Genomic DNA, 12840 nt, shown 5'->3' with positions numbered 1-12840 from the left:
TTAATTAATAATTTCTTATTAATAGATTTTTTAAAAAGAAAACGCATTATGCTTTTGCATAAAATTCAGTGAGATAAAGGTGATTCCATGGCGAACGATCAAGTTCTGACCGCCGAGCAAGTCATCGACAGGGCAAAAGAATATTTGAACGATGAGCATGCAGAGCTTGTAAAAAAAGCATACGAGTTTGCCAGGCATGCTCATCGTGAACAATATAGAAAATCCGGTGAGCCTTATATTATCCATCCCATTCAAGTAGCAGGAATTCTGGCAGATTTAGAAATGGATCCTTCTACGGTCGCTGCTGGTTTTCTTCACGATGTGGTTGAAGATACCGAGGTTTCATTAGAGGATATTAAGGAAGCCTTCAATGCCGAAGTGGCAATGCTTGTCGATGGAGTGACAAAGCTAGGAAAAATTAAATATAAATCCCAGGAAGAGCAGCAAGCTGAAAACCATCGCAAAATGTTTGTAGCGATGGCACAGGATATTCGTGTCATCCTGATTAAGCTTGCAGACCGTCTTCATAACATGCGGACTCTTAAGCACCTGCCAGCAGAAAAGCAGCGCCGCATCTCGAATGAAACCCTGGAAATTTTCGCTCCTTTGGCCCACAGGCTGGGTATATCAAAGATAAAATGGGAGCTGGAAGATACAGCCCTGAGATATTTAAACCCGCAGCAATATTACCGCATTGTTAATCTGATGAAAAAGAAAAGAGCGGAACGAGAAGAGTATCTGGATGATGTCATTAATGTTATGAGAGGCAGGCTGGATGAAGTTTCTATTAAAGCAGAAATTTCTGGACGCCCAAAGCATATCTATAGCATCTACCGGAAAATGGCCCTTCAAAATAAGCAATTTAATGAAATTTATGACTTGCTGGCAGTCAGGATTGTTGTAAACAGCATCAAAGACTGCTATGCGGTACTGGGCATTATTCATACATGCTGGAAACCGATGCCTGGCCGCTTTAAAGATTATATTGCGATGCCTAAACAGAACATGTATCAATCTCTTCACACTACGGTTATTGGCCCTAAAGGCGACCCACTCGAAGTCCAAATCAGAACAATGGATATGCACAGAATTGCAGAGTACGGGATTGCCGCACATTGGGCTTATAAAGAAGGCAAAAGAGTAAATGAAGGATCTTCCTTCGAAGAGAAGTTAACCTGGTTCCGTGAAATTCTCGAATTTCAGGACGATGCAGCAAATGCTGAAGAGTTTATGGAATCACTTAAAATTGACCTCTTTTCGGATATGGTATTTGTGTTTACCCCTAAAGGGGATGTAATTGAACTTCCGTCCGGATCTGTCCCGATTGATTTTGCTTACCGCATCCATTCGGAAATTGGAAATAAAACGATTGGCGCCAAAGTAAATGGCAAGATGGTAACTCTTGACTATAAGCTTAAAACGGGCGATATCATTGAGATACTTACATCCAAGCACTCTTACGGACCAAGTAAGGATTGGCTTAAGCTTGCACAGACCTCACAGGCTAAAAACAGAATTAGGACCTTCTTTAAAAAGCAAAGGAAAGAAGAAAATGTAGAAAAAGGCAAAGAGCTTGTTGAGAAAGAAATACGTAATATGGACTTTGATTTAAAGGAAATCTTGACACAGGATAATGTCAAAAGGGTTGCTGAAAAATTCAACTTCGCAACAGAAGAGGACATGTATGCTGCGGTTGGCTATAACGGTGTTACAGCTCTCCAGGTTGCCAATAGGCTTACGGAGAAATGGCGCAAAAAACGCGATCTTGAACAAACCGCTGATATCACAAATGCTGTTTCTGAATTGAAAACATTCCCATCAGCTAAAAAACGGGAATCCGGTGTCAGGGTTTCAGGCATTGATAACCTGCTCATTCGCCTTTCCCGGTGCTGCAATCCTGTGCCAGGAGATGAAATTGTCGGCTTTATTACTAAGGGCAGAGGGGTGTCTGTGCACCGTGCAGACTGCCCAAATGTAGATACTGAAGATGCGAAACAGAGGCTCATACCTGTTGAGTGGGAGACTGCGCTGAATGACCGCAAAGAATATAACGTAGAAATTGAAATCACCGGATATGACCGCCGTGGATTGTTAAATGAAGTTTTGCAGGCAGTAAATGAGACGAAAACCAATATATCTGCGGTATCAGGAAGGTCAGACCGCAATAAAGCAGCGACGATCAATATGTCGATTGCCATACACAATGTCAGCCACCTGCAAAAGGTTGTTGACCGTATTAAACAAATCCCTGATATATATGCAGTAAGAAGAATTATGAACTAGAGGGAGCAGATAGCATGCGTGTTGTAGTGCAGCGAAGCAAAGAAGCCAGCGTTACAGTTGGCGGCAAAACCGTTGGAAGCATCAAAAAAGGGTTTGTTTTGCTCGTTGGAGTGACTCATGAAGATAAAGAAGAGGATGCCGCTTTCCTGGCTGATAAAATTGCCAACCTTCGTGTTTTTGAAGATGAGAATGGAAAAATGAATTTATCGCTCCTGGATCAGGCAGGTGAAATCCTTTCAGTCTCGCAATTTACATTATATGGCGATTGCCGGAAAGGCAGGCGCCCAAATTTCATGGATGCCGCGAAGCCTGACCATGCATTAAAAATTTATGAGGCGTTCAATAGATTTTTAGAAGAAAAAGGCCTGCGGGTGGAAACAGGAGAGTTTGGCGCCATGATGGATGTTAAACTGACCAATGATGGCCCTGTAACCTTACTTTTAGAAAGCAAATAAGGACCACAGAAATCTTTTATCCGCAGTCCGAATAAATAAAAGCCCCGGTTGCCGCCGGGGCTTTTGTTAATTTTTAAAATAACGTGCAAGTCCCTGATAAATCCCTGCAGCAACGGATTGCTGATATTGAGCTGATGTAATCAGGATTTCTTCTGCGGGATTACTTAAGTATCCAAGCTCCAGAAGGATTGCATTCCGTTTATTTTCTCTTATCACATGATAGTCTCCAAACCGGTAACCGCGATCCCTTACATTAGTCATGGCTGTTACATTCGAATGAATAGAGGCTGCCAAGTTCTTTTGATAGGAGTGATAATAATAAGTTGTCATCCCCCTAACTGTACGATCCGGGATGCTATCGTAATGAATGCTGATAAAAGCATCAGCGTTATGGTAATGGGAAACACCTACTCGTGATGGAAGAGGAAGATATGAATCATTATTTCTGGTAAGTATGACATTCGCCCCGGCAGCTCTTAATTTATCGTAGAGCAGCTGTGCTGTCCTCAGTGTTAGGGTCTTTTCCTGTGTTCCCCTGGCTCCTGTAGTCCCGTTATCTCTTCCTCCATGTCCTGGATCGAGAACAATGGTCCTATTCATAAGGTGCATCTCTGCACCCGCCCTTTCAACTTTAGGGGCGGTGCCATCTACAGATACAATCCATCCTGCCACATAACCCGTTCCTCCGTTCGGCAAGCGAACTTCGTACCAATCGTTTTTAAGGCTAATAATATCATAACTTTCTCCTTTATTTGCCCGATGGACGACAGTGGATTGTGTGCTTGCATTTTTTCTAATATTTGAACCGTTATGTAAAATAATTGCAGAAGCGTTTATGGAATGCTGGGCAGAGCTAGATCGTTTCGAAGCTGCCATATCCATGAACCAGCTTGCAACCCAGCCGTAGGACCCGGGTTGATACTCTATCTTTGCCCAATTATTAGACTCCTCAAGAATGGCAAAAGTTTGCCCTTTTGAAACAGAGCCTATAGGTTTTCCGTTTAAAGATCCCTTATTCCTGACTGTCAGAGATGTAGCGGTAACAGTACCGGTTTTCCCGCTATTGCGCTGTGTGGCCTTGCTCTCTTGCTGAGCAGATTGTACCTGCACATATTGGCTGCTGACCCAGCCTTTTGTGCCTGAGTAAATGATTTCTGTCCATCCGCCATTCTGTGAAGAAACTGATACCGTTTCTCCAGAATTAAGCTTGCCGATTACTGCGCTTTGAAGCGAGGGTTTGCTTCTTACATTCAGGGAATTTGCAGTAATTTTGCCGGTATGGGTATTGCCCCTATCGGCAGCATTTTGCTTTTTGCCGCTTAATTGGACATATTGGCTTGAAACCCATCCATCTCCAAAGGGTGTTTGGAGCTTTATCCATCCGCCTTTAATCTCTTGTATCCTATAGGCAGCTCCTTTATGTACGGTGCCCATTACAGAATAGCCAGTACCTGGTCCTTTTCTCACTCTAAGCCCATCTGCTGCAATGGTTGCTTGCGAATTATTGCCGGCGCTTGTTGAGTCATGCTGGGTGGAGGCACTTGAGGAAACAAGCCAGTTTGCAACCCAGCCCTTCTTTCCCTGAAAGCTAATTTCAATCCATTCTCCTTCTTGTGAAAGCATTTTAAATCGGTCGCCTTTTTGAGCTTGTCCTAAAATAGGATAGCTTAAGCCGGGGCCTTGGCGGATGTTTAGATTATCTGTGCTTATTGTGACTGAGCTGCTGTCAGCTATTACACGTGTTTCCGGCTGTATTAGCCCAGCCAGAAGAATGAGGCAAATTGCCAAAATAAATGTTTTTCTTCTTTGCAACAGGTCTCCTCCTTTCTTGATCCATTTTCCTATCAAAATTTTATTTTCCTTAAGGCTCTTTTCTTAAAGATTAAGTTTATAAATTTTGCCCGTTGATTTCAGCCCGGGACACTCAAGCTGTCCGCGGGGAGAGATGCGAGCCTCCGGCTTTGCCTGTGGGGTCTCACTTCCCTCTTTTCCCGATGGACACTGGAAAAGCATCCTTGAATAAACACCTCGTTGTAAGAAAATGCGAATTCATTTTCGAGGAGTCGAGTGCCATTCGCTACAATCAACTCAGCTGGTTAAACTAAGTTCGCCTTCAAAAAGCAATAAACTTCACAAAAAAGAGCCTCCCTTAATAAAAGAAAAACAAACCAGCCTCTGATAGTCAAGATATCTTTGGTACTAATCCTTTTTTTAGCCATTTAAAAAAATTCTGTTTCTAGGGCTATTTCCCTTTTAATATCGGCCTGTTTAGCAGCCTTTTTTAGCTGAGGACTAAATTTGCAGCCTAATGAAACATTTCTTTTATAAATGGCAAGAATATAAGAGACTACATAACAAAGGGTGAATACTATGAGATTTGGAGATAAGGGAATGTCTGCACATTCAGGGGAAAATCAGCTTTTCGGACTTGATTTTCATGATTTTATCCAGGAAGAGCAAAATTCGAATATGATTGAGCTTGCATCCGAGTTTGGATTAACATTGAAGGATGTCCGAAAACTCAAAAAGAAGCTGGAACGCTCTTAAATATAATTCGGTCTTGACATTGGTGAAGATGGTCCGTATTATAATATAAATAAAATGGCTTATAACAACTAAATGTTTAGCTGCAGCGCCTGACCAAGGCGCTTCCGCTTTTCGTAAAAACCATTGATGGAGAAGAGTAGTTAAACCCCACATGAAAAGAGAGAAAATGCCGCTGGCTGAAAGCATTTTCACATGATGATTTAACGAAAGAACACTTCGTAGGTTTCTCTCTGAAAAAGGCATCGCCTCTAGTAGGAGCTGAACGTTAACAGGCGTTAACTGTAAAAGAGGAAGTCAGAAATAAGAAAGTGTGAATTTCTGGAGCTTGACTGCTGTCTAGCTCCAGCGCCTACCCCCTCGAGGTCACAAGCCAATCCTCCCAGAAGGTAAAGGACACCTTCCGTGAGGCTTGTCTCCGTGCTTGTCGGGGGTGACCAAGGCGCTTCCGCTTTTCTTATAAGGCTTCAACTAGGGTGGCACCACGGGAATTCCAAACTCTCGTCCCTTGTATTTATATACAAGGAGGCGGGAGTTTTTTTATTGGCTTTTTTCGTAAAGTTTTTTGCCTTTCGGGCGGCTAACTATGATTATTCAGCTGAGTTGATTGTACGGAGGGCACTTGATTTCAGCTCAGAAGAGAGGGAAGTGGGAAACCCCATAGGCGAAGCCGGGGAGGCTCACATCGATCCCCGAGGAAAGTAAGTTTCCCGTGCTGAAATCAACGGGCAAAATATAAAACCAAAACAACAATCTATTAGAAAAAAGCCTTTTGTTTTTATAGATGTTCAAAACAATATAAATTTTTGAACGAAATTCTTTGAATACATATTTTACTAATTTTAGCATTAGGAGGAAATAGTCATGTCAATCCGCATACCGAGGGGAACTCAGGATATTCTTCCGGGAGAAGTAGAAAAATGGCAGCTGATTGAAGAGAAAGCGAGAGAGCTTTGTGAAAAGTTTCAATATGGTGAAATCAGGACACCTATTTTTGAACATACAGAATTATTTTTGCGCAGTGTAGGGGATACAACCGACATCGTACAAAAAGAAATGTATACTTTTGAAGATCGGGGAGGGCGCAGCCTCACACTTAGGCCAGAGGGAACAGCTTCCGCTGTCAGATCTTTTGTGGAGCACAAAATGTATGGAGATGCCAACCAGCCTGTAAAGCTTTATTACATGGGGCCAATGTTCCGCTATGAACGGCCGCAGGCGGGGCGTTTCCGCCAGTTTGTACAATTTGGTGTTGAAGCCATTGGCAGTGCAGACCCTGCAATTGATGCAGAAGTGATTGCTCTCGCCATGTCATTATATCAGAGCATGGGCTTAAAGAAGCTGAAATTGGTTGTAAACAGCCTGGGCGACAAGGAAAGCAGAGCCGCACACAGGGAAGCATTAATAAATCATTTCCAGCCGCGAATCGGTGAATTTTGTTCTGATTGCCAAAATCGCCTTGAGAAAAATCCAATGCGAATTCTGGACTGCAAGCAGGACCGTGATCATGAATTGATGAAATCAGCACCTTCAATCATTGATTACCTAAATGAGTTTTCAAGGGTTTATTTTGAAAAGGTCCAGAAATATTTAGCGAATCTTGGCATTGACTATACTGTTGATCCGAATCTTGTTCGAGGACTTGATTACTATAACCATACAGCATTTGAAATCATGAGCGACTCTGAAGGCTTTGGCGCAATCACGACTTTATGCGGAGGCGGACGATACAACGGCCTGACAGAAGAAATTGGCGGTCCGGAAGCACCAGGCATAGGATTTGCTTTAAGCATTGAGAGATTCATCGCAGCCCTTGAAGCCGAAAAAGTAGATCTCCCGCTTCATAAAGGGATTGACTGTTATCTCGTATCTTTAGGCGAAGAAGCAAAGGATTATACAGTGGGCCTCCTTCAAAAGCTTAGAATGGCAGGATTCTCAGCAGAAAGAGATTATCTGGACAGGAAAATTAAAGCCCAGTTCAAAGCAGCAGACCGTGCCAAGGCAAAGTTTGTCGCTGTGTTGGGCGAGGATGAGCTTAAAGCAAATAAAATCAATGTTAAATCAATGGAATCAGGTGAGCAAACCGAGGTAGAACTTGATTCATTTATAGAGAAATTTACAGAGCTTTATAAATCATAAAACGGTGTCTTAAGGACAGTATGGGAGGAATAAGAATGTTTGGCCGAACGTATTATTGCGGGGAAGTAACCGAAAAGGCAATTGGAGAAAAAGTCACATTAAAAGGATGGGTGCAAAAAAGGCGCGATTTAGGGGGATTAATTTTCATCGATCTTCGTGACCGGACAGGAATTGTTCAAGTCGTCTTTAATCCAGAAGTTTCCCCTGAAGCACTTGCTGCAGCAGAGAAAGTAAGAAATGAATTTGTACTTGATATTGAAGGGAAAGTTATTGCGCGTGAAGAAGGAACAATCAATGAGAACATTGAGACAGGACGCATTGAAATCCATGCTGAGAAAATCACGATCATTAATGAAGCAAAAACTCCCCCTTTTGTAATTGACAATAAAACAGATGTTTCTGAAGATGTCCGCCTTAAATATCGTTACCTGGATCTAAGAAGGCCTGTAATGTTTGAGACTTTGAAAATGCGGCATCAGGTAACTAAGACGATGAGGGATTTTCTTGACAGTGAAGGCTTCCTGGACGTCGAAACACCAATTTTAACAAAAAGCACTCCTGAAGGAGCACGGGATTATTTGGTTCCAAGCAGGGTGCATCCTGGCGAGTTCTATGCCTTGCCTCAATCTCCGCAAATCTTTAAGCAGTTATTAATGGTTGGCGGATTTGAGCGCTATTATCAAATTGCACGATGCTTCCGGGATGAAGACTTGCGGGCAGACAGACAGCCTGAATTTACGCAGGTCGATATTGAGATGAGTTTCATGACCCAGGATGAGATTATTGGCTTAATGGAAAATATGATGAAAAAAATCATGAAAGAAGTTAAGGGAAGGGATGTTCAAACTCCATTTCCGCGCATGTCTTATCAAGAAGCTATGGACCGTTATGGATCTGATAAGCCGGATACACGCTTTGAAATGGAATTGACTGATCTTTCCGAGATTGTAAAAGAGTCAAGTTTCAAAGTGTTTGCAGGAGCAGTATCATCCGGCGGACAGGTAAAAGCCATAAATGTGAAAAATGGTGCAGGCAAGTATTCCCGCAAAGATATTGATGCATTAACAGAATTTGTTTCTGTATATGGGGCAAAAGGGCTTGCCTGGCTAAAAGCGGAAGAAGACGGATTAAAGGGCCCTATTGCCAAGTTTGTGACTGAGGAAGAACAAAGAGCATTTTATGCTGCTTTATCTGTAGAGCCTGGAGATCTGCTGCTGTTTGTGGCAGATAAGAAAAGCGTTGTGGCGGATGCACTAGGCGCATTAAGATTAAAGCTTGGAAAAGAACTTGAACTGATTGATCAAAGCAAATTCAATTTCCTTTGGGTTACAGACTGGCCGCTTCTAGAATATGATGAGGAAGAAGGGCGCTATTATGCGGCCCATCATCCATTCACTATGCCAGCCAGGGAGGATCTGGAGATGCTTGAAAAAGATCCATCCAAAGTGCGTGCACAGGCATATGACCTTGTATTAAACGGATACGAACTTGGCGGAGGTTCATTGCGTATCTTCGAACGGGAAGTTCAAGAGAAGATGTTCGGCGTTCTTGGTTTCTCAAAAGAAGAGGCAGAGGAACAATTTGGATTTCTGCTTGAAGCTTTCGAATATGGAACACCTCCACATGGAGGAATAGCGCTAGGATTGGACAGACTTGTTATGCTATTGGCAGGAAGAACAAATCTCCGCGATACCATCGCTTTCCCGAAAACAGCAAGTGCAAGCTGTGTCCTGACAGATGCGCCTGGTGAAGTAAGCGAAGCACAGCTTAATGATTTGCATATAACTCTTAATTTGAAAAAAAGTGAGTAATGGCCTAGCTGTGAAGGAGAAGTAAAGAAACAGGATATTTTACAGAAAATTAAACTAGGCAAATGCTCCTGATTTTCCATTGTTTTATCTTCATATGGAGGATAAAAATGGTTAAAGTGCTGTGGGCAGTTCCGCTTATCCATCTTGAAAAAGCAGAAGCCATATGGTATGATCATAACAAATAATTAAATAAAGAGTCCTGATGTGTTCGTTGTGAAACCTGAAATTTTGACCAACATTATTCCTTCGGGAGTCCGGAGTTTTTCTGCAGCGTAAATGCCTTATGGATGAGGACTTACAAACGCAGAAAACAGGGCACCCACCTGCTGAGTGCGGGTTCAAAACGAGGGCATCAATGCGACGGCACAATTGGGACTCTTTCGTACATACGCCTTTAAAATCCATGCATGGACTTGCATGGGTTTTTTTGTATGTTATATAAAGCCCGCCGGCATGGCAGGCTTTTGACCTTATGATTTAGCTTCCTGATACTCTTTCGCAATATTATTGATAATTTCCTGTACAGGGAGAATTTCTTTAATTTCTGCCACTCGCGAACCGGCAAAGACTAAACCGTTTTCTACATCACCGCCAACCGATTTTAGCAGTGAATCCAATGTGCAAAAACGGTAGGAGCAGTTTTTTAAACAATCATGGCATTTGTGGATCTTTAATTTATCTGTCCCGGCGATAAGATTGGTGAACTTGTTTTTAATTGCTCTTCCCTGAAGCCCGACTGTAGTTTTTACAAGAACTGTATCGCCTTCCTTTGCTTTTACATATTTTTCTTTAAATGACATAGGTGCATCACATTCCATACTCGCAACAAACCGTGTACCCATTTGCACACCTGACGCTCCCATACTCAGAGCTTTTGCAAGATCCATACCTGTTAAAATTCCTCCCGCAGCAATTACAGGTATATTTACGGCTTTAACGACTTCTGGAAGTATATCAAACAATGGCTTATCGGTGCCCAAATGTCCGCCCGCCTCGTGGCCTTCTACAACCACAGCTGATGCCCCAAGCCTCTCTGAAAGCCTGGCAAGCTTTGCAGAGGATACAATTGAAATAACTGGAACTCCATATTCCTTCCCCCATGAATACATATCCCGTGAAATCCCTGCACCGGAAATGATAAAATCCACTTTCTCTTCCAGAGAAGCCTTCATTTTCTCTGCAAAGTCATTCATTGCAAAAAGTACATTTACACCGATATAGCCAGTCTCACTTTTTATTTGATTCCTGGCCTTTTTTATATGCAATCTTAATTCTTCTGTAGAAATTCCTGTTCCGGAAATAATGCCAATTCCACCTGCACTGGCTACAGCTGATGCAAGTCCGCTAAGAGAAATTCCTACCCCCATTCCGCCTTGGAGAATGGGCACCCTGGGCTTCATATGGCCGATTTGTAGTTTTGGAAGATTCATGATTTAAACCTCGTTTCAAAATTTATTTGTAAGTCTAAGGGCATATTAGCATTAAATTCTTAAAAAAGATGTGACTTTTATTACCTGGTCATATAACTTGATAATTGATATTGGTGATTTTTAACATGATTAACCCTATAGAACTACTTGCTTTAATAGGGAAGTATGATATATTCATTATCGGGTAATAGATAATGAATGCTCTTATTTTTAACTAAATTTGTTTTGGAGTTGATATAGATGCTTCACCAATTTTCAAGAAATGAATTGGCGATTGGCAGGGAAGGCCTTGAAAAAATGAAAAATAGTACGGTTGCAGTGCTTGGGATCGGGGGAGTTGGATCCTTTGCTGCTGAAGCTCTTGCCCGTTCTGGGGTTGGCCGTCTGGTGCTTGTTGACAAAGATGATGTTGATATTACGAATGTAAACAGGCAGGTTATTGCCCTGTTATCAACTGTTGGCAGACCGAAAGTCGAGTTAATGAAGGAAAGAATAAAGGACATTAACCCTGATTGCGAAGTGATTGCTCTAAAAATGTTTTATACAGAAGAAACGTATGAGCAATTTTTTGAATATGGCTTGGACTTTGTAGTTGATGCTTCCGATACAATTTCTTATAAAGTCCACTTAATGAAAGAGTGCCTTAAGAGGGATATTCCAATGATTTCGAGCATGGGTGCCGCCAACAAAATGGACCCAACGAGATTCCAGATAGCAGATATCTTCAAAACGCATACTGACCCAATTGCGAAGGTCATCCGCACCCGTCTGAGAAAAGAAGGGATCCGCAAAGGAGTCCCGGTTGTTTTCTCAGATGAAAGTCCGATTGTCATCCGCGAAGATGTCCGGAAAACAGTTGGAAAAGACGATGCGGAAATCAGAAAGGCTAAAATGCCGCCTTCTTCCAATGCATTCGTTCCTTCTGTCGCAGGATTAATCATGGCAAGCTATGTAGTAAGGCAGCTATTAAGCGATATTAAAATTACACGTGTAAATGACTGAAAAGACCGGCTTGGGAAGCCGGTCTTTTTGCATGAGTTGAGTAATTATGATGAAAATGAAACAGCAGCGCATGGAGGGTGGAAATAGAAGGAAACCGCGTGCGAAACGCGCAAGAGGTGGGCAGCGCGCAGAAAAGCGAGAATTCCACGCATGAACTTGGAATCTCCGCCCGCAAAAGCAAAGCACCCGCGAGAAAATATAGAACCTTCGCGCATAAAAGGAGTCAGCGCGCAGAATAACAAGAGTACCGCGCATAATACGAAGGATCCCAGCACTCAAGAATGAATTGGTGCATAATGCATGTTTGTATTATGCTAATAGAAGCCGCCGCCAATATCCTCCCTCTGCAGCATCATCCTCAAACTTAATGAACGGCTCTTTTCTCCGCTATTCCTTCTTGTTTAAGCAGATGATCGGCTTCTTTCAGGATCCCGGCCATTTCTTCGTATTGCAGCAGCTCTTTTTCGAATGCTTTTTTCTTTTCCTCAAGTTTGTTTTTTAGCTGTTCATTTAATAACTTTAACTCGTTATGCTCTTTGTGCAATCGTCTATTGTCAATCAGCATCTTGGAATCAGGCTGTGTTTTAGCAAAGTTTTTTAAGAAGTGAATGACTTGGTCCAAGCTTGAAAGGGGAACCGTTTCGGAAGTATTGCTGGTCTGTTTGCTTGAATTGACGATTGAGGCAGCTGCTTTTTTTTCAGCTGCTGGTGAGGATGCCTGTTTTTTTATTACAGCGTTCCAGCGATATTGGCATGCCGAAACTGTACGTCCAAGTTCACTGCTTGCTTTTTTGAATGCTGATGCTTTTGAATCGCCATTTGAAATATACTCGAGGACCATTTCTTTTAAATACTGATCCTCCTCTGGTTTCCATAAGTCTCTTCTTTCCTTCATACATTCACCACCCCGATTTACAGCTATAGGCTTATCGTCACCCTTATGATTGAAAATATTCCATTCTTAAGAGGTGGAAGGTAAAATAGCAAGTAGCACTTGCAGTTTAGATAATCCAATTTTTTTTTATTTTGGCTGTGTTAAAGCTTATTGTTGATTTTAGCACCCTGTTGATTGGAGCGGAAGGTACGAGACTCCTGCGGGAGAAGCGTGTCAGCGGGAGACCCCGCAGGTGCGAATGCACCGAGGAGCGTCGGACCGCCCGCGGAAAGCGAGTGCCT

10 protein-coding genes, 1 other RNA gene and 1 other annotated feature are annotated in these 12840 nt (G+C 42.5%); of the genes, 8 read left to right on the top strand and 3 right to left on the bottom strand.

The window, feature by feature from the left end; translation table 11 throughout:
- Window positions 1-87: 87 nt before the first annotated feature.
- Together L634_RS0128730 and dtd are read left to right on the top strand one after the other, a co-directional pair.
- Window positions 88-2283: a RelA/SpoT family protein gene (locus tag L634_RS0128730; protein WP_026585331.1), complete on the top strand. Its 2196-nt coding sequence runs from the start codon at window positions 88-90 to the stop codon at window positions 2281-2283.
- A 14-nt stretch (window positions 2284-2297) separates the two neighbouring features.
- Entirely contained in the window at window positions 2298-2738 is a 441-nt protein-coding gene (gene dtd / locus L634_RS0128725; RefSeq protein ID WP_026585330.1) for a D-aminoacyl-tRNA deacylase, read from the top strand.
- Between the two features lie 66 nt (window positions 2739-2804).
- Here dtd and L634_RS0128720 read toward each other — a convergent pair whose 3' ends face one another.
- Window positions 2805-4550 carry an SH3 domain-containing protein gene (locus tag L634_RS0128720; RefSeq protein ID WP_026585329.1) on the bottom strand — a complete coding sequence of 582 codons (1746 nt, stop codon included), beginning with the start codon at window positions 4548-4550 and terminating at the stop codon, window positions 2805-2807.
- 558 nt (window positions 4551-5108) lie between these two features.
- On the opposite strand from L634_RS0128720, the gene L634_RS34085 reads away from it, so the two are divergent.
- The 5 genes from L634_RS34085 to ssrS all read left to right on the top strand — a co-directional run bounded on the left by L634_RS34085 (window position 5109) and on the right by ssrS (window position 9612).
- A complete protein-coding gene (locus tag L634_RS34085) occupies window positions 5109-5285 on the top strand; it encodes a hypothetical protein (RefSeq protein WP_026585328.1) in 177 nt (58 codons plus the stop codon).
- A 114-nt stretch (window positions 5286-5399) separates the two neighbouring features.
- Window positions 5400-5794, top strand: a binding site (T-box leader).
- A 31-nt stretch (window positions 5795-5825) separates the two neighbouring features.
- Entirely contained in the window at window positions 5826-5987 is a 162-nt protein-coding gene (locus L634_RS33680; RefSeq protein WP_157452479.1) for a hypothetical protein, read from the top strand.
- A 159-nt stretch (window positions 5988-6146) separates the two neighbouring features.
- Entirely contained in the window at window positions 6147-7421 is a 1275-nt protein-coding gene (gene hisS / locus L634_RS0128700; RefSeq protein WP_026585326.1) for a histidine--tRNA ligase, read from the top strand.
- A 35-nt stretch (window positions 7422-7456) separates the two neighbouring features.
- Complete coding sequence (gene aspS / locus L634_RS0128695) at window positions 7457-9232, top strand: aspartate--tRNA ligase (protein ID WP_026585325.1); 1776 nt, start codon at window positions 7457-7459, stop codon at window positions 9230-9232.
- A 193-nt stretch (window positions 9233-9425) separates the two neighbouring features.
- Window positions 9426-9612, top strand: a non-coding RNA gene (gene ssrS / locus L634_RS33165) — 6S RNA.
- Between the two features lie 90 nt (window positions 9613-9702).
- On the opposite strand, the gene L634_RS0128690 is transcribed toward ssrS, so the two are convergent.
- Window positions 9703-10662, bottom strand: a complete 960-nt coding sequence (locus tag L634_RS0128690; protein WP_026585324.1) for an NAD(P)H-dependent flavin oxidoreductase — start codon at window positions 10660-10662, stop codon at window positions 9703-9705.
- Window positions 10663-10902: 240 nt separating this feature from the next.
- Between L634_RS0128690 and L634_RS0128685 the strand changes: the two genes are divergently transcribed.
- Window positions 10903-11664 carry a tRNA threonylcarbamoyladenosine dehydratase gene (locus L634_RS0128685; RefSeq protein ID WP_026585323.1) on the top strand — a complete coding sequence of 254 codons (762 nt, stop codon included), beginning with the start codon at window positions 10903-10905 and terminating at the stop codon, window positions 11662-11664.
- 364 nt (window positions 11665-12028) lie between these two features.
- Here L634_RS0128685 and L634_RS0128670 read toward each other — a convergent pair whose 3' ends face one another.
- Complete coding sequence (locus tag L634_RS0128670) at window positions 12029-12559, bottom strand: hypothetical protein (RefSeq protein WP_026585322.1); 531 nt, start codon at window positions 12557-12559, stop codon at window positions 12029-12031.
- Window positions 12560-12840: the final 281 nt, after the last annotated feature.

It is taken from the genome of Bacillus sp. J33 (genome assembly GCF_000518885.1).
Lineage (GTDB): Bacteria > Bacillota > Bacilli > Bacillales > Cytobacillaceae > Cytobacillus.
This window is presented reverse-complemented; position numbering and strand designations above follow the sequence as displayed.

Coding starts and splice junctions, on each gene's coding strand:
- L634_RS0128730 (WP_026585331.1), top strand. CDS start 88: ATGGCGAACGATCAAGTTCTGACCGCCGAGCAAGTCATCGACAGGGCA.
- dtd (WP_026585330.1), top strand. CDS start 2,298: ATGCGTGTTGTAGTGCAGCGAAGCAAAGAAGCCAGCGTTACAGTTGGC.
- L634_RS34085 (WP_026585328.1), top strand. CDS start 5,109: ATGAGATTTGGAGATAAGGGAATGTCTGCACATTCAGGGGAAAATCAG.
- hisS (WP_026585326.1), top strand. CDS start 6,147: ATGTCAATCCGCATACCGAGGGGAACTCAGGATATTCTTCCGGGAGAA.
- aspS (WP_026585325.1), top strand. CDS start 7,457: ATGTTTGGCCGAACGTATTATTGCGGGGAAGTAACCGAAAAGGCAATT.
- L634_RS0128690 (WP_026585324.1), bottom strand. CDS start 10,662: ATGAATCTTCCAAAACTACAAATCGGCCATATGAAGCCCAGGGTGCCC.
- L634_RS0128685 (WP_026585323.1), top strand. CDS start 10,903: ATGCTTCACCAATTTTCAAGAAATGAATTGGCGATTGGCAGGGAAGGC.
- L634_RS0128670 (WP_026585322.1), bottom strand. CDS start 12,559: ATGAAGGAAAGAAGAGACTTATGGAAACCAGAGGAGGATCAGTATTTA.